Source organism: Rhodanobacter sp. FW104-R8 (genome assembly GCF_001617365.1).
Classification (GTDB): Bacteria; Pseudomonadota; Gammaproteobacteria; order Xanthomonadales; family Rhodanobacteraceae; genus Rhodanobacter.
The window spans coordinates 1-17,927 of record NZ_LVJR01000105.1; the positions used below are offsets into that span (position 1 = coordinate 1).

A 17,927-nucleotide genomic window follows, 5' to 3' on the forward strand; every position below is an offset into this window, starting at 1 on the left:
CGCCCGGCGTGTTCGTTACCCCGAGCACCAGGCTGAAGGTCGTCGGCAGCGTGCTGCAGGCGAAGTTCGCCGACCGCCGCAGCCCGATCGCCGCCGGCTACGACCGCGACGAACTGGCGCTGTACAGCGCGGCCGGCCAGTCGTTCAGCGTGTCCAACCTGGTCACCGGCGACAAGGGCCTGCCGACCGCGAAGGATTTCCAGCGCCCGACCGGACGCGGCGGCCCGCACGACACGGACGCGCCCGAGGGCCGCGCCTCGGTCGCCGCCGCTCCCCTGCCCGACGTCAAGCCGTGGCAGCCGCTGCCGCTGAACGCCGAGCAGATGCGCAATAACCCGTGGGTGATCCCGGCCGACCAGCGCCCGCGGGTGATCCTGCGCTACGCCGACGCGAAGAACCTGCTGATTGCCGGCCTGCTCGACGGCGGCGAGGAGATGGCCGAGCGTGCCGCCGTGGTCGACGCCCGCTACGGCAAGGGCCACGTGCTGCTGTTCGCCAGCAACCCGATCTGGCGCGGCGAGACGATCGGCAGCTATCCGCTGGTGTTCAACGCCATCGTGAACTTCGACAAGCTGGATACGCCGCCGGCGAAACCCTGAGGCCGGCGCCGAACCCGCCCGGTCATTTCGACGGCGGCGCGGCCGGCTTCGACGGCGGCTTCATCATGGCATCGCGCACGGCCTTGAACGGGTTGCCGGCGTACCACTGCGGCCACACCCCCGCATGGCTGAGGTGCCGGCCCAGCTCGTACAGCGCCTGGGTATCCTCGAGGATGCCCTGCAGGTTCCAGTGCGGGTCGAACACGTCGTTCGTCGTGTGGTAGCGGTGCGCCGTATAGTCGTCGGCCGCCTTCTGGCCGGCGGCCCTGCCGCCATCGAGCAGATCGAGGCCCGAACTGGCCAGCATCGCCGGCACGCCGGCCCGGGCGAAATTGAAATGATCGGAGCGGAAGTAGAAGCCGTTCTCCGGCGTGGTCTCCGGCGAGATCACCCGACCCTGCCTGTGCAACACGCCGGCGAGCATGTCCTCCAGTTCGGACTGGCCCTTGCCGATCACCGTCATGTCGCGCGCGGGGCCGATCACCGGCAACGCGTCGACGGCGATGTCGGCCACCGTGCGATCGAGCGGAAACACCGGCTTCGCCGCGTAGTACTGCGAACCGAGCAGGCCCGATTCCTCCAGCGTCGGCATGAAGAACAGCACGCTGCGCTCGGGCGGCCGCGCCTGGTGCGCGAACGCGCCGGCGATCTCCAGCAGCATGCTCAGGCCGGTGCCGTTGTCGATCGCGCCGGCATAGACCTGGTGGCCCTTGCGGGTCGGGTCGGTGCCCAGATGATCCCAGTGCGCGGTATAGACCACCACCTCATCGGGCTTGTCGCTGCCCTCGACCATCGCCACCACGTTCTTCGATTCGATATGGCCGATCTGGTTGTGCAGGGTGATGGAGGCCGTCGCGTGCAACGGCACCGGCTCGAAGCCTGGCTTCGCTGCGGCCCGTTCGAGTTCAGCGAAATCGAGACCGGCGGCGGCGAACAGCCGGGTGGCCGCATCGCGCGTCAGCCAGCCGGCCACCGGCAACCGCGGCGACGGATCGACACTGGCCGGCAGGCTCAGCTGCGGCCCGACCGCGCCGTTCTGCAGCACGCTCCACGGATAGCCGGCCGCGGCGTCGCTGGTATGCACGATGAAGCAGGCAGCGGCACCCTGCAGCGCGGCCTCCGCATACTTGTACGGCCAGCGGCCGTACCAGGTCATCGCGCGGCCGTTGAACAGCTTCGGGTCGCGGCTGGCGAAGCCGGGGTCGTTGACCAGCACGATCACCGTCTTGCCCTTCACGTCGACATCCCGGTAGTCGTTCCAGTGCCAGGCGGGCGCATCCGCGCCGTAGCCGAGGAACACCACCGGCGAATCCTTCAGCGCGATCTCGGGTTTCGCCTGCAGGGTCTGCGCCACCATGTCGGTGCGGTACGCCAGCTTCAGCGGCTTGCCGCGGGCGGTGACGTCCAGGGTGACGTCGGTATTCAGCAGCAAGGTGGAATCGGCCGGCACGGTCTGGTACCACGAGCCGTGGTTGCCCGGCTGCAAGCCCATCCGTTCGAACTCGGCCACCAGGAAATCGGTGGTGCGCTGCGCGCCGATCGTGCCGGGTTTGCGCCCGCCGAACGCGTCGGAGCTGAGTGCCTGGTCGAAGCGCGCGAAATCGGCGGCGTTGATCGACGGCGCCCGCGCCATGTCCGGTTCGGCCGCTGCTGCCTGCAGCGGAAACACGGCCAGGCCCAGAACAGCCAGCAAGACGGAAATCTTCAAACGCATCGAAACGCTCCCAGCGCTGGAATCGACCACCTTTGTAGCGCGCGCCTGCCCGGCTGTCCATGCGGCATGCCTCACCCGCGATCGCCGTGAGGCGGCAAACGCCAGGCGCCACGGTGCCATCACGATGCCGCCGCCATCGCCAGGGCGGCAGGCCATCATGCGTCCGCACGACATTGAGCTGCGCAGGGCGGCAGACAAGCGACAGGAGCTGTCACTGCACCTCTTCGGTTGCCGCACCAACAGCGTTCAGACGCGGTTTTGCGCGACCGTCGCTCACGCTGACCCGGTTGCGACCCTCGCGCTTGGCCTGGTACAGCGCATCGTCGGCGTGGATCAGCAACTGGCGCAATTCATGGCCGGAACGCGTGGTGCTGGCCACGCCGAAGCTGGCCGAGACGCAAATATCGTCAACAGCATCGCCACGGACCACCTCCACGATCGCCAGCCGGATCCGCTCAGCCCGGTCCAGCACCTGATCGAGCGTGCACTCCGGCAATACGATGCCGAACTCCTCACCCCCCAGGCGGCCGAGGATATCGGTGGAGCGCAGATGCGCCTGGCAGGCCGCCACGGCGCGTTTCAGGACGCGATCGCCAACCGCATGTCCGTAGGTATCGTTGACGGCCTTGAAGTGATCCAGGTCGATCAGCACCAGGCAGGCCTCCCGACCTGACTTCCGGCAGTACTGCAATTGCTGCTCGGCCTCACTGACAAAATGCTGCCGATTGAATATGTCCGTAAGTCCGTCCCGCCGCGCCAGCCGCATGAAGCGCAGCTGGGAGCGTTTGATGCGGTAGGTCCAGAAGGCGATGAAGGCCAGCACCGTGGCCAGCAGGATGATGTACAGCCGGCTGGTTTCGGTGGCCTTCCGGTCGAGGCTCTGCTCCAACCGCAGGATTTCATTCTGCTTGCTGAGAGTGTCGATCTGCAGCTTCTTGGCGGCCAGCTGCTGCTGCACGGTCTGGTAGGCAAGCGCCCGCGCGTTCACTGCGCTCAAGTAGCCTTTGTTGGCCAGCATGTACTGCTCGTGATAGGCGAGGGCTTTGTCCAGGTGGCCCTGATGCTTTTCGATCAGGTACAGAACGCGATAGGCGATGCTGAGCGACTCCGCGTACTCGTTGCGCATGCTCTGCTCGATAACCTGAAGAGCGAACCGTTTCGCCTGCGTCAACTGGCCCGTATTCATGTATGCCTCGGCCAGCAAGGCATCGAACTCGGAGATCAGCATCTGATAGTTGCTGCGCGTGACGGTGGCGTAATTGCCCTCCAGCAGGCGAATGGCCTCGTCGGCATGGCCGCGCTGGAGCGCCAGGCTGGCCATGTAGAACCTGATGCCGTTGCCGTAGACAGGGTCCTTCGCCTCCGTGCAAATTTCGACGCCCTTGCGGAATTGCTCGTCGATGCCTTCCAGCCTGCCGCTCTTGTAGAGCGCGGCCAACCTGGCGTGCTCGGCCTTGCAGCTATATGGGCCGGTACTTTCCTTGAATACCTGGTCGGCATATTCGAAGGCCAAGTCGTACTGCCCTGCTTCCTCATACAGATAAGCCGCGATGACGAGGGCTTGCCCGCGAGCGTCCGGATCGGTAATTTCCGGCAACTGGGCGAGGAGTTGGCTTTCCAGTTGGAATGCCTCCTCGTAACGCGACCGCTCCGCCAGGGTATTGACCTTCAACACCTTTGCCCGGAAGAGGACGGTGTCGCTGTTGGACCTCTCCAGCAGTTCATCGACCATGGTGTCGGAGGTCTGGTAATCGCCGTGATAAGCAGCTCGCCACGCCTGGAGATAGCGCAGATAATCGACCTGATCCGGCGCCAACGCGGCGCTGTCGCTGTCCAGTCGATCGAGGATCTGCTGGAACTCTCCCGGATCGGAAAGCTTGATGCTGTCTGCGTGCCTGAGTAGTACCGAAACGTCACCCGCAACGACGGGTACGGCCGCCAAGGCCGCACCCGTCGCCAACAGCATCCCTAGCAGGACAAGTCCAGCGATTACCACTCCATGTCGTCTGCCGGATGTGCGCATTGCCCTGACCCAACGACTCAGCGGGTCCCTAACTCCGGGGCCTCTTCCTCGTCATCGCGCGAAGGCGCTTCCTCGGCATCATCCTCCTGCTCCTCGCCAGGTGCCAGGAATCCGACAGCTGGAGCCATGCCCAGCAAAGCCTCCAGTCGCGCCTGGCTCCCTGTGCGAATGGCATCCTGGATTTGAGGATCGAAACCCGCCGAAGTCAGCGCAAGCTCGAACTCACCCCCTGTTCCGCGGCCCAGCCGCGCATCCTGACCAACTTGATCAAGAAATCCGATGACGTCTGACACGTGCAGTTCCCCCTCGGTTGGTGTTGGCTAAAACAGCACACCCGAGAGAGTCGAGATTCCTCGTGCGCAGTCCGCCAGCGAATCCTTCCTGTCTCAGGCACGCCGTTGGTGGTAATACCCGTCGTCTTCGCCCGTGCCCGAATCCCGGTCGGACTGCACCATAGCAGGCACCAGCATGCAACAAACGTTCCTTGCCCCCGCCAGTGCCGTCAGTCGTGCCTGATCCTTCGCCAGCACGGCATCGCGCACTTCGGGATCGATCCGGGTATCCGCAAGCATGCGCTGCATTTCCCCGTTAGAAGCATAACGCAAACTGGCGTTCTGCCCGACGGTCTCAAGAAAATCGACGATATTCGACATGGCGTATCTCCCGGGATATTCGATGGAATGGATTGGCGCAGCTCGCCGAGTTCCCGGAATGAAATACCCTGCTCCGGTACCGGGGCCTCGACCTGCGCGGATCCAGCCTAGGATTTACGCCCTTGCCCGCTTGCCTACCCGTTCACAGAATGCCCAACTCCGGCCTGATTTCCGCCTCGTCCAGCGCATCCAGCCGCGCCCGCATTTCCGCGTCGGGTTGCAGCGGGCCGGCCGGCGGCAACACCACGGTGTCCTCCATGCCGATTTCCGCCTGCGGCAGGTCGCCCAGGCGGATCCGCCGGATCTGCGGCGGCTGGATCGGCAGGGTGGCGCCGCGGTAGATGGTGAGCTCGTGGTCCGGCGGGTAGTCGCGCCTCAGTACCTCGACCAGCAGCTCGCGGTAGGCCGGCCCGGTGGAGAAACGGGCCAGCGACTGGTCGCCGACCAGGCCCACCTGCCACAAGATCAGGTAGGCGGTCGGGTCGATCCGGCGCCGGTAGAACAGCAGCTGGCTGGCCTCGAAGTGCTGGCAACCGTAGCGGCCGGGGTCGATGCCGAGGTCCGCGTAAAGGCAGTCCTCGGCGGAAATGCCCGGCTCCATGTGCGCGGGGTAGCCTTCGCTGCGGGCCACCTCGATCGACTTGTGCGGCGCCCAGGCGAACACGCCGGGATGGCCGTAGAACACCCCGCACACCCGCTTGCCCGCACGCACCTCGGTGAGGATGGCATCGACCATCTCGCGATAGGTCTTCATGCGCGACTTGCCCTCGCGGTAGTACGGCTGCAGGCTGCGCACGTCCGCATGCATCTTGTTCAGCCACAGCTCGACGATGCCGTCGGATAGCCCGGCAAACACCACGTCCGCCTGTTCGATGTGGCTGCGTGCCAGCGGGCCGAGGTGCGAGCCCAAGGTCATGCCGAGGCCCACGCAAACCAGGCTTCCGGGTGAACGTGCTGCATCCATGGTGATCGCTCGTCGCGGCAAGGGGGTGAACGGCATTATTCATCGGCCCTGGACGGCGGCGCCAGTTCAGCGGTCCGGGACCGGGCCGGGCTTTGCCGGGAACGCCTCCACCAGCGGCCGGATCAGGTCCAGCGGCAGCGGGAACACGATGGTGGAGGACTTGCCGTTGTTGGACATGTCGGCCAGCGTCTGCAGGTAGCGTAGCTGCAAGGCCTGCGGCTGCTGCGACAGCATGGCGGCGGCGTCGCGCAGCTTCTCGGCGGCCTGCATCTCGCCTTCGGCATGGATCACCTTGGCGCGGCGCTCGCGCTCGGCCTCGGCCTGGCGGGCGATCGCGCGCACCATGGTCTCGTTGAGGTCGACGTCCTTGATCTCCACGTTGGCAACCTTGATCCCCCACGGATCGGTGGCCTCGTCGAGGATGGTCTGCAAGGTGTGGTTGATCGAATCACGCTGCGACAGGATCTCGTCCAGCTCGTGCTGGCCCAGCACCGAGCGCAGCCGGGTCTGCGCCAGCTGGCTGGTCGCCTGCAGGAAGTTCTCCACCTGCAGCACGGATTTGTCCGGCTCCACCACGCGGAAGTAGACCACCGCATTCACGCGCACCGAGACGTTGTCGCGCGAGATCACGTCCTGCGGCGGCACGTCCATCACGGTCACGCGCAGGTCGACGCGGATCATCCGCTGCACGAACGGCACCAGCAGCACCAGCCCGGGCCCCTTGGTGCCGGTGTAGCGGCCCAGGGTCAGGATCACCCCGCGCTGGTACTCCGGCAGGATCTTCACTGCGGAGAACAGCAGCAACGCGCCGAGAATGATCAGTACACCGACGAATCCGAACATGACACTCTCCCGTGAACCGAATTTTGAAGCCGCCTTCGCCGCTCCACTCCACCACGTCACCAACCCGAACATCCGAAAGCAGGGCGGGCACTGCCCGCCGCTCTCGCTCCGCCTCCTCGGATCACCGCGGGAAGCAGAAGCCGGCGGGCAATGCCCGCCCTACAAAATCACAGCGGCTCGACCCACAGCAGCAGTCCCTGCCGACGCACGATCCGCACCGACGTTCCGGCGGGTAGCGCGGTATCGCAGCGCGCTCGCCAGCGCTCGCCGCGCACTATCATCCAGGCCTCGCCGCCGGCGCTCACCGGCTCCAGCAGTTCGCCGGTGTCCATCAGCATCGCCGCATCGCCGGTCACCTGATGGGCACGGCGCGAACGGAACACCAGCCACACGATCAAGGCCAGCAACCCCGCTGCACATAACGCAATGCCGGCGATGACGCCGAGATTGACGGCATAGCCGGGCACGCCCGTATTCATCAGCATCACCGAGCCCACCACGAACGACACCAGTCCGCCGGCACCAAACGCACCCACGCTGGGATTGACCGCCTCGGCCACCAGCAAGCCGACGCCCAGCGCCATCAAGGCCAGTCCGGCGTAGTTCACCGGCAGCAGCTGCAGCGCGTACAGGCCCACCAGCAGGCAGATGCCGCCGGCGATGCCCGGCAGCATCGCGCCGGGATGCATCGCTTCCAGCAGCAAGCCGAAGATGCCGGCCAGCAGCAACAGATAGGCGATGGTGGGATTGGTGATGATCGCCAGGAAGCGCGTGCGCGCACCGGGCGCATACTCGTGCACGGACACACCCTTGAGCCGCAGCGTGACGTCGCGATCGCGTACCTGCACCTTGCGCCCGTCCGCCCTGGCCAGCAGGTCGGCCACGTCCGCCGCCACGAAGTCGATCACATGCTGCTGCGCGGCCTCGCTGGCGGTCAGCGTGGCCGCGCCGCGCACCGCCTGTTCGGCCCACTGCGCGTTGCGCCCGCGCAACTGCGCCAGCGAACGGATATAGGCGATCGCATCGTTCATGACCTTGTGCGACTCGGCGTCGTCGCCTGCTGCCGCCTCGTCTTTCGCGGCGGAACCCGCCGGCGCCGGCTGCTCGCCGGTCTTCGGCAGCGGCATCGGTGTGGCGCCGCCCAGCTGCACCGGCGTGGCCGCGCCCAGGTGCGTGGCCGGCGCCATCGCGGCGACCTGCCCGGCATACAGGATGTACGTTCCAGCCGAAGCCGCCCGTGCGCCGCCCGGGGCGACGTACACCAGCACCGGCACCTCGCAGGCCAGCATGCTGGTGATGATCTGCCGCATCGAGTCGGACAGCCCGCCGGGCGTGTCCAGCCGCAGCACGATCGCCACCGCACCATCGGCCACGGCGCGTTTCGATGCGTCGTCGAAGTACTCGGCGGCGGCCGGGCCGATCGGGCCGTCCAGCGCGATCTGCGCCACCATGCCAGGGGCTGCCGTGCGGTCAGCAGCCACCGGTTCGGCGGCAAGCACCGCCTGCATCGGCAACGTGCAAAGAGCCGCCATCCAGGCCAACCACAGCCAACGCCTCATCCCACCGACCTCCGCAAGACATCAGCGACGATGCCGCCACTGTAACGCGGCCGGCGTTCAAAAACCGATCAGCGGGCGGAGCAACGCGGCGACGGCCCGCGGAGGCACAATGCCCCATCGGATGAAGCCCGGCCGCCGCGAGGAACAAATCCATGCCGAAAATCGATGTCGCCAAGGTCCCCGAACGCCAGGGCTCGGACTATCCGGCGCCTTACGGGAAGCCCGTCAGCGGGCGCATCCGGCAGGCGCTGGGCCGTGCCGGCGGGCTGACCGATTTCGGCGTCAACCTGGTGCATCTGCCGCCCGGTGCGTGGTCGAGCCAACGCCACTGGCACAGCCACGAGGAGGAATTCGTCTACGTGCTGACCGGCGAACTGACCCTGGTCACCGGAGCCGGCGAGCAGTTGCTGTGCGCCGGCGATGCCGCGGCCTTCCCGAAAAACCTCCCCGACGGCCACCACCTGATCAACCGCGGCGAAGCAACAGCCGTCTATCTCGACATCGGCACCCGCCGCGACGACGACACCTGCCATTACTCCGACATCGACCTGCGCCTGGAACCCGGCGCCGATCACTACTCGCACAAGGACGGGACGCCCTACGCCTGAGAGCGCCCTACGCCACCGCCTGCAGCGGCCATTCCGCCAGCACCTGGTAGTCCGCCTGGCCGACCACGCTGTGGACCAGCGCGAGCCGTTCGACCTGCCATGCCACGGGTTCGACCGGGGTGGCATCCAGCAACACGCCATGGCTGTAGGCGACCGTGACATGCGGCGTGAAGTGGCGTGCGACATGGCGGCCCTGCCCGGCCAACACCAGCGCTTGGCGCAGATCCTGCCATAGCTGTTGCAGCGGCCCGGGCACACTCGGACTGCGCAGGACGCACGGCGGTTGTCGGCCATGGAAACTGGCCGCCTCGCGCAGCACCCACTCGAACGGCGCCATGCGCAGCTTGCCTGCGGCGGCCACGGCAGCGGTGACCACGTCCTGCCGCAGCAGCGCATGGTCGCCGAGGAAATGCAGCGTGGCGTGGTAACGCGCCGGGTTCACCCAGCGTGCGTACAGGCCGGGATGGCTGGCCTTGAGCGCGGCCGCCACCTGCGCCAGCCGTGCGCGCGTCGCCGCATCCGGCAGCAGGGCGAAGAACAGCCGGTGCAGCCGGGCCGCTTCGGCCCCGGTGCTGCCGAACAGGTCGGCCTGGGGTGGGTCGGGCATGTTCGATTCCATCGTCATCGGCTGCCCGCATGGCGTGCGCGGCCCAAGCGTGGGCCGCCCGCCCCTCAGTGCGTCGACGTGCCGGGCAGCGCCTGCCCGATCAGCAGGTCGCGGATCGCGCGCAGCCGGGCCTTGATCCGCGCCTCGTCGGCGGGGCCGCTGCGCAGCAGCAGCTTCTGCCCCGTCGACAGCGATTCCAGCGCAGGATCAGCGTACACGTAGTACACGTCCGAGCGCCGCAGCGCCGGCGGCTCGGCTGGCTCCGGCGCGGCCAGCATGTCGTCGATCGCCACGATCAGGCGGTCGTTGAAATAGCCCCTGGGGTAGCCCAGCTGCCGGTAGGCCTGCTGGAACAGCGGATAGGCGTGAACGTACCAGGCCACCAGCGCCTGCGGATCGACCGCATCCACCACCCGCATGTACGGCGCGTGACGCGCCGCGTTGGCGGCACCGAGCACGCTGGCGCCGCCGGCCTGGTCGACCGCGAACGCGCCCTTCGGCGGCTGCACCGGCAGGGTGAACTGGCCCAGCCCGTCGTGGCGCGGCAGCGCGTCGACGGTGGTGACGATGTGCGTGACCAGCTGCCGGCCTACCAGCAGCGAGGAGAGGTCGCTGCCGCCGGCCAGCGCGATCAGCGCCGCGGCCACGCTGGCGTCGCTGTCGTCCAGCGCGGGCAAGGCGGCGGTCGAGGCCGCGGCCGGCACGGCCTGTCCGATCGGATGGCGGATCGCCGAGGTCGCCGGCGCGGGCGACGAAGCCGAGGCCGACGCTGCCGGCGCGGCGGGCGACGGCGCGGCGGCCTGCATGGCCTTGCGCGCCAGATACACCCCCGCGGCCACCAGGGCCGCCACCACGATGATCGCCACGATCCAGCTGCCTGTCGCCGTCTGCTTGCCCACGGTCCACTCCCGATGCGCGTCGAATACCCGTGATGGACTCGCCTGCGCGCGATTCGTTCCGCGCGCCGCGGCCCCTTCGCGCCACCGTAGCAGGTGCGACGCCACCGCCGCCGCGATCCACGCGGCGATTCGCCTCGCTCCGGCGATAACAACCCGGTCACGCGCCGGCAACGTCGCGGCGACTAAAGCATGGGGCGTGCAATTCCGCCCGACCCGCGCGGCCTCGGGCCGACCGGCACCGGCCGCACGGCGGGCGCCACGCCGGATGGAGGGCCGCGCCATGAAAACCCGATGCGTCTTCAGCACCCCCGACCTGACCGCCGCGCGCACCGCCATGGCGGCGGCGCGGGCCGCCGGCATCGACGACCGCGACATCTCGCTGGTGGCCCGCGAGGACATCGAGCTGGAAAGGATTCCCGACCACCTGATGCTGGGGCGCAACGATTTCTATCCTGCCGCCGTGCGCGGCGGCGTCTGCGGCGGCGGCACCGGCCTGCTGCTGGGGCTGATCGCGGTCGCCGTGCCGCCGCTGGGCGTAACGCTGGCCGGCGCCGCGGCGATGACCATCGCCGGCGCGGCGTTCGGCACCTGCATCGGCGAGATCGTCGGCTTCGAAGTGCCGGATGCGGTCAGCCGCAAGTTCAGGGACGAGATCGCGGCAGGACGCATCCTGGTGGTGATCGACGCCAGCAGGGAGCGGCTCGACGCGGCCGAACCGGCGGTGGCGCGCACCGGCGCCACGCCGCTGCCGTTCCACGCGCATACCGCGCTGACCTAGGGATGCCCTGATCTATCCAGCGCAGGCGGCATGATATCCGGAAAGTTCGCAGGCGGCAGTGCGTGGCGCAGGCAAGGCTGGCCGCCTTGGCAAGCCGCGCGCTGCCGCCTGCGGGCCTTCTGGATATCACCCCATCATTGTGTTTCAAGCTATGGGGCCGGCCCTGTCTGTCCGCATCTCCGCGGCGCGCCCCCTCGACAGGCGGACGCCTGCCTTCGTCAGCGCACCATGAATCTGCGAACAGACAGGGCCGGTGACGCCTGCGCTGGATAGATCAGGGCATCCCTACCCGCTCAGGCCTTCAACCGGTATCCGCTGCGGAAGATCCACCGCACCACGGCAAGGCAGATCGCGAGGAACACCGCGGTCATCCCCACGCTGACGCCCACGCCGACGTCGGACACGCCGTAGAAGCTCCAGCGGAAGCCGCTGATCAGGTAGACCACCGGGTTGAACAGGGTGACCTTCTGCCAGAACGGCGGCAGCATGCGGATCGAGTAGAAGCTGCCGCCGAGGAAGGTCAGCGGCGTCACCACCAGCAGCGGCACCAGCTGCAGCTTCTCGAAGTTGTCCGCCCAGATGCCGATGATGAAGCCGAACAGGCTGAAGGTGACCGCGGTGAGCAGCAGGAACGCCAGCATCCACAGCGGATGCTCGATCTGGAACGGCACGAACAGCCGCGCGGTGGCCAGGATGATCAGGCCCAGGATGATCGACTTGCTCGCCGCCGCGCCGACGTAGCCGGCGACGATCTCGAACGGCGACACCGGCGCCGAGAGGATCTCGTAGATCGTGCCCACGAATTTCGGGAAGTAGATGCCGAACGAGGCGTTGGAGATGCTCTGCGTCAACAGCGACAGCATGATCAGCCCCGGCACGATGAAGGCGCCGTAGCTGACCCCGTCGATCCCGTTCATGTGCGAGCCGATCGCCGCGCCGAACACCACGAAGTACAGCGAGGTGGAGATCACCGGCGAGACGATGCTCTGCAGCAGGGTGCGCCAGGTGCGTGCCATCTCGAAGCGGTAGATCGCGCGGATCGCGTAGATGTTCATGCGCGTTCCCTCACCAGGCTGACGAAGATGTCCTCCAGCGAACTCTGGCGGGTCTGCAGGTCCTTGAAGTCGATGCCCGCCTCGCCGAGCCGGCGCAGCAACACGTCGATGCCGGTGTGCTCGCCCTGCGCGTCGAAGGTGTAGACCAGCTGCTGTCCATCGGCCGACAGTTTCAGCGGGTAGCCGGCCAGCGCGGCGGGAATGCTTTCCAGCGGACTCTGCAGGTGCAGGGTCAGCTGCTTGCGGCCGAGCTTGTTCATCAGCTCGGCCTTGTCCTCGACCAGGATCAGCTCGCCCTTGTGGATCACCCCGATGCGGTCGGCCATCTCCTCGGCCTCCTCGATGTAGTGGGTGGTGAGGATGATGGTGACGCCGGTGGCGCGCAGCGCGCGCACCATCGCCCACATGTCGCGGCGCAGCTCCACGTCGACGCCGGCGGTGGGCTCGTCGAGGAACAGGATCTGCGGCTCGTGCGACAGCGCCTTGGCAATCATCACGCGCCGCTTCATGCCGCCGGACAGGGTGATCAGCTTGTTGTGGCGCTTGTCCCACAGCGAGAGGTCCCGCAGCACCTTCTCGACATGCGCCGGGTTGGCGGCGCGACCGAACAAGCCGCGGCTGAAGCTCACCGTGTTCCACACCGTCTCGAACGCGTCGGTGGTCAGCTCCTGCGGCACCAGGCCGATCTTCGCGCGCGCCGCGCGGTAGTCGCGCACCACGTCGTGGCCGTCGGCCAGCACCGTACCCTCGCTGGGGTTGACGATGCCGCAGATGATGCTGATCAGGGTGGTCTTGCCGGCACCGTTCGGGCCCAGCAGGGCGAAGATCTCGCCCCGGCGGATCTCCAGGTCGATTTGCCTGAGCGCATGGAAACCCGAAGCGTAGGTCTTGCCGAGCTGCCTGACGGTGATGATCGGCTGCATGCGATCTCCTGGGGAACGGATCGGCCGCGAAGAGCGTCGATGGTATGCCATGTTGCCTTTCGCATGTCGCCGCGCCGCCACTCGACGGAACGGCAACCGTGTTGCTAAGGTCGAAAACGCGCCCTGGACCTCCCCCCATGAACTCGATCGAAGTCACCCTGGCCATGTTGCTTGCCGTGGTGGGCAGCGGCTACCTGGTGCGGCTGCTGCCGTTCTCGCTGCCGCTGCCGCTGGTGCAGATCGGGCTGGGCGCAGTGATCGCCGGCGTGTTCCGGCATGGCGTGGCGCTGGACCCGGACGTCTTCTTCCTGCTGTTCCTGCCGCCGCTGCTGTTCCTTGACGGCTGGCGCATCCCCAAGGACGGCCTGTTGCGCGACCGCGGCGCGATCGTGGCGCTGGCGCTGGGGCTGGTGGTGTTCACCGTGGTCGGCGCCGGCTTCCTGATCCACTGGCTGATCCCGGCGATGCCGCTGGCGGTGGCGTTCGCACTGGCGGCGATCGTGTCGCCGACCGACCCGGTGGCGGTGTCGTCGATCAGCGCGCGCGTGCCGATCCCGAAGCGGCTGATGCACATCCTCGAGGGCGAGTCGCTGCTCAACGACGCGACCGGCCTGGTCTGCTTCCGCTTCGCCGTGGCGGCGGCGATGACCGGCGGCTTCTCGCTGCTGTCCGCATCGTTGACCTTCCTGTGGGTGGCGCTGGCCGGGCTCGGCATGGGCGTGCTGTTCACCGTGGCGGTAAGCTTCGCGCAGCGCTGGCTGTCGCGGCACTTCGGCCAGGAGGCGGGTTCGCCGATCCTGATCAGCCTGCTGATCCCGTTCGGCGCCTACCTGCTGGCCGAGCAGGTCGCCGCCTCGGGCATCCTCGCCGCGGTCGCGGCGGGCATCACCATGAGCTATGTCGAACTCAGCGGCCGCCTGCTGGCCACCACGCGGGTGCAGCGCGCGGCGGTATGGAACACCGTGCAGTTCGCCCTGAACGGCATCATGTTCGTGCTGCTGGGCGAACAGCTGCCCGCCAGCCTGCAGGGCGCGATGGCGTCGGTGGCGCAGAGCGGCCATCGCAACCCGTGGTGGCTGCTGGTGTATGCGCTGGCGATCAACATCGGCCTGGCGCTGCTGCGCCTGGCCTGGGTCTGGGTCTCGCTGCGGCTCAACGTGCTGAAGGCGCATCATCGCGGCACCCAGGCGGCCCGGCCGCACTGGCGACTGCTGCTGGCTACGTCGCTGGCCGGCGTGCGCGGCGCGATCACCCTGGCCGGCGTGATGACGCTGCCGTTGCTGCTGCCCGGCGGCACGCCTTTCCCCGCGCGCGAGCTGGCGGTGTTCCTCGCCGCCGCGGTGATCCTGCTGTCGCTGCTGGCCGCCAGCATCGGCCTGCCGCCGCTGCTGAAAGGCCTGCAACTGCCGCCGGAGCCGGCCGCGCAGCGGGAGGAAAACCTGGCGCGCCGCACCGCCGCCACGGCCGCGATCGCCGCCGTGGAGAAGGCCCGGCGCGGGTTGCTGGACGAGGCCCCGGCCGGCGACGTCGATACCTACGCCAGCGCGGCCACCCGGGTGATCGCGCTGTACCAGCACTGGCTGGACGAGGACGCCTCCGGCGAGGACGAGGCGCGGCAGCTGCGCAAGGCCGACCTGGCCGAACGCGAACTGCGCCTGGCCGCGCTGCAGGGCCAGCGCGAGGCGATCTTCGAACTGGCGCGCCACCACCGCATCTCCGACGAGGTCTCGCGCCGGCTGGTGCGCGAGATCGACCTGCAGGAAGCACGCTACCGCTGAGCGCGGGCCGCGCCCGGCGTTCACCAGCCGCCCACGCGCGCGCCGGCATGCTGCGCCGGCAACCGGGAGAGCCGCATGTTCCGCCCAGTGCCGACGATCGCCATGTGGCTGGCCGCCTTGCCGCTGCTCGCGGCCACCTTGCCCAACCGTCCGGTAGCCACGCTCGACCTGGCCCGCTACAGCGGCAGATGGCACGAGATCGCGCACCTGCCGATGTACTTCGAACGCAGGTGCCTGGACGCCGTCACCGCCACCTACACGCCGAACCCCGACGGCACCGTCGGTATCCACAATACCTGCCGCACCGACAAGGGCGTGATGGCGGTCGACGGCGTGGCGCGGATCAAGGGCCGCCAGCCGGCCGCGCTGGAAGTGCGCTTCGTGCCGGCCTGGCTCACCTGGCTGCCGGCGGCGTGGGCCGACTACTGGGTGATCGAGGTGGACGCGAACTACCAGTGGGCGGTGGTAGGCAGTCCCGGCCGCCGGCACCTGTGGATACTCTCGCGCCGACCCGCGCTCGACCACGGGCTGTTTGCCGCCCTCAAGGAACGCGCACGCCAGCGCGGCTACCCGGTCGACCGGCTCATCGTCACAGCCCCGCTGGATTGACCGCGGGGGCGGCTGCGTAGACATTTTCCGCGTGGAATCGGGATAGGCTGCAGCCGGTACCGCCGCCATCCCAATTGCTGCCCGGGCACGAATGAACCAACCGCTTTTCCCGCCCCCATCCGGCGGCGCCCCTCCCATCGGCCACGTGATGGATCTCCTGCTCGACGCGGTCTGCGTGGTGGATGCCGAGGGACGCTACGTGTTCGTCAGCGCCGCGTTCGAACGCATCTTCGGCTATGCGCCGGAAGAGATCATCGGCCGGCCGATGATCGAACTGGTACATCCCGACGATCGCGAACGCACCCTGCAGGCGGCGAACGAGATCATGGCCGGCCAGCCCAAGCCGCATTTCCAGAACCGCTACGTGCGCAAGGACGGGCGGGTGATCCACATCATGTGGTCGGCGCGCTGGTCGGAGGCGGATGGGGTGCGCATCGCGGTGGCGCACGACATCACCGAGTTCAAGCGCGCCGAACAGATGCAGGTAGCGCTGCATGCGATCTCCGAAGCGGCACACTCGGCGGCGGATCTGATGACGCTGTTCCGGCACATCCACCAGATCGTCGGCAAGCTGCTGCCGGCGAACAACTTCTTCGTGGCGCTGTATGACGCGAAGAAGGACGAGCTGAGCTTCCCCTATTTCGTCGATCAGTGCGACCAGGCGCCTGCGCCATGCCGGCTGGACTCGGGCACGCTCAGCGGCGAGGTGATCCGCAGCGGCCAGGCCCTGCTGCTGACACCCGATACGCGGGCATCGGCCGAACCGGCCCGGCCGCCCGCCGGCCGCGATCTGCTGGACTGGCTGGGCGTGCCGCTCGCCGGCCAGCACGGCGTGATCGGCGCGCTGGTGGTGCAAAGCTACTCCGGCGAGGTGCGCTACACCGAGCAGGACAAGGCGCTGCTGCAGTTCGTCTCCACCCAGGTCGCCGCGGCGATCGAGCGCAAGCAGACCGAAACGCGGCTGCACTACCTCGCACGGCACGACCAGCTCACCGCCCTGCCCAACCGCGAACTGTTCCACGACCGCCTGTGCGCCGCGCTGGCGGAGGCACGTCGCGACGGCCAGCGGCCGGCCGTGCTGTACCTGGACCTGGACCGGTTCAAGTCGGTCAACGACAGCTACGGCCACGACATCGGCGACCTGCTGCTTTGCGAAGCCGTCGCGCGCATCCGCCGGTGCGTGCGCGAGTCGGACACGGTCGGCCGCATCGGCGGCGACGAGTTCGTGGTGCTGCTGCCCGGCATCGGCCGGCCCGGACATGCCGCCGCGATCGCCGCCGACATCCTCGCCGCGCTGGCGCAGCCGTTCGAGCTGGGCGGCCGGCACGTGCGGATGTCGGCGAGCATCGGCATGGCCATCTACCCCGAGCACGGCGAGGACGATCGCACGCTGCTGCGGCGCGCCGACGACACGATGTATGCCGCCAAGCGGCGGGGCGGCAACTGCGCGCTGATGAGCGAGGAGGTGCCCTAGCCGGCGCCGTCAGGCCTTGCGCAGGTAGCAGGTCTTCAGCACCAGGCCCTTGATCCTGTCCGAGTTGCCCTCGATGTGCTCGGCGTCGCCGTCGACCAGGCGGATGTTGCGGATCACCGTGCCCTGCTTGAGCGGGATCGACGAGCCCTTCACCTTCAGGTCCTTGATCACCGTCACCGTGTCGCCGCTGCCGAGCACGTTGCCGTTGACGTCGCGCACCACCACCGCGGCATCGGCCTCGTCCGCGGCACCCGCCACCGGCCATTCATGGCCGCAGTCGGCGCAGATCCAGCTGTCGCCGTCGGCATAGGTGTTCTCCATCGCGCACGACGGGCAAGCGGGGAAATCGGACATCGGCAGATCCTGGCGATCGTTCAAGCAGGACGGAATTATACGGGCCAGCCACCCTTCACACGACCGACATCGGTCGGCGGCTATAAACACGACGAGCCATTGCGGAGACTCGACATGAATGCCCACCAGGTTCTCGCCACGGTTGCCGCGAGCGACTTCGCAGCCTCCAGCGCCTGGTATGCCCGCCTGTTCGGGCGCGTGCCCGACAACACCCCGGGCGCCGACTGCGCGGAATGGCAGCTCGCCGACTGCACCCGGGTCCGCATACGTTCGCGGGACGGGCTGGCCGAGTCGGGCCGGCAAAGGGGCGTCGCCTCGCTGGGCATCATCGTCGATGACCTCGACGGCATCCTGCAGGATCTGCAGGGCCGGCAGATCGACGTGCCCGTACCGCAGCTGGCGACCCATTACCTGCGTTTCGCTCCGGTATGCGACCCGGACGGCAACATGGTCACCTTCGTCGAGTCGGCGACCGCCTGAGACACCG

18 protein-coding genes and 1 pseudogene are annotated in these 17,927 nt (G+C 68.0%); 7 read left to right on the forward strand and 12 right to left on the reverse strand.

Annotated features, from left to right (window positions below):
* Positions 1 to 599: pseudogene (locus tag RHOFW104R8_RS13520) on the forward strand (hypothetical protein); the annotation flags it as partial.
* Between the two features lie 22 nt (positions 600 to 621).
* Here RHOFW104R8_RS13520 and RHOFW104R8_RS13525 read toward each other — a convergent pair.
* The 7 genes from RHOFW104R8_RS13525 to RHOFW104R8_RS13555 form a co-directional block, all read right to left on the reverse strand.
* On the reverse strand, positions 622 to 2,313 hold the full coding sequence (locus RHOFW104R8_RS13525) for a M28 family metallopeptidase (protein WP_068096011.1): 1,692 nt from the start codon (positions 2,311 to 2,313) through the stop codon (positions 622 to 624).
* Between the two features lie 211 nt (positions 2,314 to 2,524).
* Complete coding sequence (locus tag RHOFW104R8_RS13530) at positions 2,525 to 4,255, reverse strand: diguanylate cyclase (protein WP_343123778.1); 1,731 nt, start codon at positions 4,253 to 4,255, stop codon at positions 2,525 to 2,527.
* Between the two features lie 98 nt (positions 4,256 to 4,353).
* Positions 4,354 to 4,629, reverse strand: coding sequence for a hypothetical protein (locus RHOFW104R8_RS13535; protein WP_068096007.1), 276 nt, complete (start codon positions 4,627 to 4,629; stop codon positions 4,354 to 4,356).
* Between the two features lie 93 nt (positions 4,630 to 4,722).
* Complete coding sequence (locus tag RHOFW104R8_RS13540) at positions 4,723 to 4,989, reverse strand: hypothetical protein (RefSeq protein ID WP_068096005.1); 267 nt, start codon at positions 4,987 to 4,989, stop codon at positions 4,723 to 4,725.
* Positions 4,990 to 5,131: 142 nt separating this feature from the next.
* Positions 5,132 to 5,953 (reverse strand): SAM-dependent methyltransferase, encoded by an 822-nt coding sequence (locus RHOFW104R8_RS13545; RefSeq protein WP_201028766.1) that lies wholly within the window; start codon positions 5,951 to 5,953, stop codon positions 5,132 to 5,134.
* 66 nt (positions 5,954 to 6,019) lie between these two features.
* A complete protein-coding gene (locus tag RHOFW104R8_RS13550) occupies positions 6,020 to 6,796 on the reverse strand; it encodes a slipin family protein (protein ID WP_068096001.1) in 777 nt (258 codons plus the stop codon).
* A 167-nt stretch (positions 6,797 to 6,963) separates the two neighbouring features.
* Complete coding sequence (locus RHOFW104R8_RS13555) at positions 6,964 to 8,355, reverse strand: nodulation protein NfeD (RefSeq protein WP_068095999.1); 1,392 nt, start codon at positions 8,353 to 8,355, stop codon at positions 6,964 to 6,966.
* Between the two features lie 152 nt (positions 8,356 to 8,507).
* On the opposite strand from RHOFW104R8_RS13555, the gene RHOFW104R8_RS13560 reads away from it, so the two are divergent.
* Positions 8,508 to 8,963 (forward strand): cupin domain-containing protein, encoded by a 456-nt coding sequence (locus tag RHOFW104R8_RS13560; RefSeq protein ID WP_068095997.1) that lies wholly within the window; start codon positions 8,508 to 8,510, stop codon positions 8,961 to 8,963.
* 7 nt (positions 8,964 to 8,970) lie between these two features.
* On the opposite strand, the gene thpR is transcribed toward RHOFW104R8_RS13560, so the two are convergent.
* Positions 8,971 to 9,570: an RNA 2',3'-cyclic phosphodiesterase gene (gene thpR, locus RHOFW104R8_RS13565; RefSeq protein WP_235604440.1), complete on the reverse strand. Its 600-nt coding sequence runs from the start codon at positions 9,568 to 9,570 to the stop codon at positions 8,971 to 8,973.
* Between the two features lie 65 nt (positions 9,571 to 9,635).
* Positions 9,636 to 10,469, reverse strand: coding sequence for a DUF3014 domain-containing protein (locus RHOFW104R8_RS13570; RefSeq protein ID WP_068095993.1), 834 nt, complete (start codon positions 10,467 to 10,469; stop codon positions 9,636 to 9,638).
* Between the two features lie 280 nt (positions 10,470 to 10,749).
* On the opposite strand from RHOFW104R8_RS13570, the gene RHOFW104R8_RS13575 reads away from it, so the two are divergent.
* A complete protein-coding gene (locus RHOFW104R8_RS13575) occupies positions 10,750 to 11,247 on the forward strand; it encodes a hypothetical protein (RefSeq protein ID WP_068095991.1) in 498 nt (165 codons plus the stop codon).
* A gap of 293 nt (positions 11,248 to 11,540) precedes the next feature.
* On the opposite strand, the gene RHOFW104R8_RS13580 is transcribed toward RHOFW104R8_RS13575, so the two are convergent.
* Positions 11,541 to 12,302, reverse strand: a complete 762-nt coding sequence (locus RHOFW104R8_RS13580; RefSeq protein WP_068095989.1) for an ABC transporter permease — start codon at positions 12,300 to 12,302, stop codon at positions 11,541 to 11,543.
* On the reverse strand, positions 12,299 to 13,225 hold the full coding sequence (locus tag RHOFW104R8_RS13585) for an ABC transporter ATP-binding protein (RefSeq protein ID WP_068095987.1): 927 nt from the start codon (positions 13,223 to 13,225) through the stop codon (positions 12,299 to 12,301). The genes RHOFW104R8_RS13580 and RHOFW104R8_RS13585 overlap by 4 nt, the downstream gene beginning before the upstream one ends.
* A gap of 137 nt (positions 13,226 to 13,362) precedes the next feature.
* Here RHOFW104R8_RS13585 and RHOFW104R8_RS13590 point away from each other — a divergent pair, with 137 nt between their 5' ends.
* The 3 genes from RHOFW104R8_RS13590 to RHOFW104R8_RS13600 all read left to right on the forward strand — a co-directional run bounded on the left by RHOFW104R8_RS13590 (position 13,363) and on the right by RHOFW104R8_RS13600 (position 17,086).
* Positions 13,363 to 15,003 (forward strand): Na+/H+ antiporter, encoded by a 1,641-nt coding sequence (locus tag RHOFW104R8_RS13590; RefSeq protein WP_068095985.1) that lies wholly within the window; start codon positions 13,363 to 13,365, stop codon positions 15,001 to 15,003.
* Between the two features lie 75 nt (positions 15,004 to 15,078).
* Positions 15,079 to 15,612 carry a lipocalin family protein gene (locus RHOFW104R8_RS13595; RefSeq protein ID WP_068095983.1) on the forward strand — a complete coding sequence of 178 codons (534 nt, stop codon included), beginning with the start codon at positions 15,079 to 15,081 and terminating at the stop codon, positions 15,610 to 15,612.
* A 148-nt stretch (positions 15,613 to 15,760) separates the two neighbouring features.
* Positions 15,761 to 17,086 (forward strand): GGDEF domain-containing protein, encoded by a 1,326-nt coding sequence (locus RHOFW104R8_RS13600; RefSeq protein WP_153021742.1) that lies wholly within the window; start codon positions 15,761 to 15,763, stop codon positions 17,084 to 17,086.
* A gap of 9 nt (positions 17,087 to 17,095) precedes the next feature.
* Here the strand turns inward: RHOFW104R8_RS13600 and RHOFW104R8_RS13605 are convergent, their stop codons facing one another.
* A complete protein-coding gene (locus RHOFW104R8_RS13605; RefSeq protein ID WP_068096025.1) occupies positions 17,096 to 17,440 on the reverse strand; it encodes a zinc ribbon domain-containing protein YjdM in 345 nt (114 codons plus the stop codon).
* Between the two features lie 114 nt (positions 17,441 to 17,554).
* Between RHOFW104R8_RS13605 and RHOFW104R8_RS13610 the strand changes: the two genes are divergently transcribed.
* A complete protein-coding gene (locus RHOFW104R8_RS13610; protein WP_068095979.1) occupies positions 17,555 to 17,920 on the forward strand; it encodes a VOC family protein in 366 nt (121 codons plus the stop codon).
* Positions 17,921 to 17,927 lie beyond the last annotated feature (7 nt).

Bases quoted from the DNA above. Each gene is read 5' to 3' on its own strand.
- RHOFW104R8_RS13525 (WP_068096011.1), bottom strand. From the start codon at position 2,313: ATGCGTTTGAAGATTTCCGTCTTGCTGGCTGTTCTGGGCCTGGCCGTG.
- RHOFW104R8_RS13540 (WP_068096005.1), bottom strand. From the start codon at position 4,989: ATGTCGAATATCGTCGATTTTCTTGAGACCGTCGGGCAGAACGCCAGT.
- RHOFW104R8_RS13545 (WP_201028766.1), bottom strand. From the start codon at position 5,953: ATGGATGCAGCACGTTCACCCGGAAGCCTGGTTTGCGTGGGCCTCGGC.
- RHOFW104R8_RS13550 (WP_068096001.1), bottom strand. From the start codon at position 6,796: ATGTTCGGATTCGTCGGTGTACTGATCATTCTCGGCGCGTTGCTGCTG.
- RHOFW104R8_RS13555 (WP_068095999.1), bottom strand. From the start codon at position 8,355: ATGAGGCGTTGGCTGTGGTTGGCCTGGATGGCGGCTCTTTGCACGTTG.
- RHOFW104R8_RS13560 (WP_068095997.1), top strand. From the start codon at position 8,508: ATGCCGAAAATCGATGTCGCCAAGGTCCCCGAACGCCAGGGCTCGGAC.
- thpR (WP_235604440.1), bottom strand. From the start codon at position 9,570: ATGCCCGACCCACCCCAGGCCGACCTGTTCGGCAGCACCGGGGCCGAA.
- RHOFW104R8_RS13575 (WP_068095991.1), top strand. From the start codon at position 10,750: ATGAAAACCCGATGCGTCTTCAGCACCCCCGACCTGACCGCCGCGCGC.
- RHOFW104R8_RS13580 (WP_068095989.1), bottom strand. From the start codon at position 12,302: ATGAACATCTACGCGATCCGCGCGATCTACCGCTTCGAGATGGCACGC.
- RHOFW104R8_RS13585 (WP_068095987.1), bottom strand. From the start codon at position 13,225: ATGCAGCCGATCATCACCGTCAGGCAGCTCGGCAAGACCTACGCTTCG.
- RHOFW104R8_RS13590 (WP_068095985.1), top strand. From the start codon at position 13,363: ATGAACTCGATCGAAGTCACCCTGGCCATGTTGCTTGCCGTGGTGGGC.
- RHOFW104R8_RS13595 (WP_068095983.1), top strand. From the start codon at position 15,079: ATGTTCCGCCCAGTGCCGACGATCGCCATGTGGCTGGCCGCCTTGCCG.
- RHOFW104R8_RS13600 (WP_153021742.1), top strand. From the start codon at position 15,761: ATGGATCTCCTGCTCGACGCGGTCTGCGTGGTGGATGCCGAGGGACGC.
- RHOFW104R8_RS13605 (WP_068096025.1), bottom strand. From the start codon at position 17,440: ATGTCCGATTTCCCCGCTTGCCCGTCGTGCGCGATGGAGAACACCTAT.
- RHOFW104R8_RS13610 (WP_068095979.1), top strand. From the start codon at position 17,555: ATGAATGCCCACCAGGTTCTCGCCACGGTTGCCGCGAGCGACTTCGCA.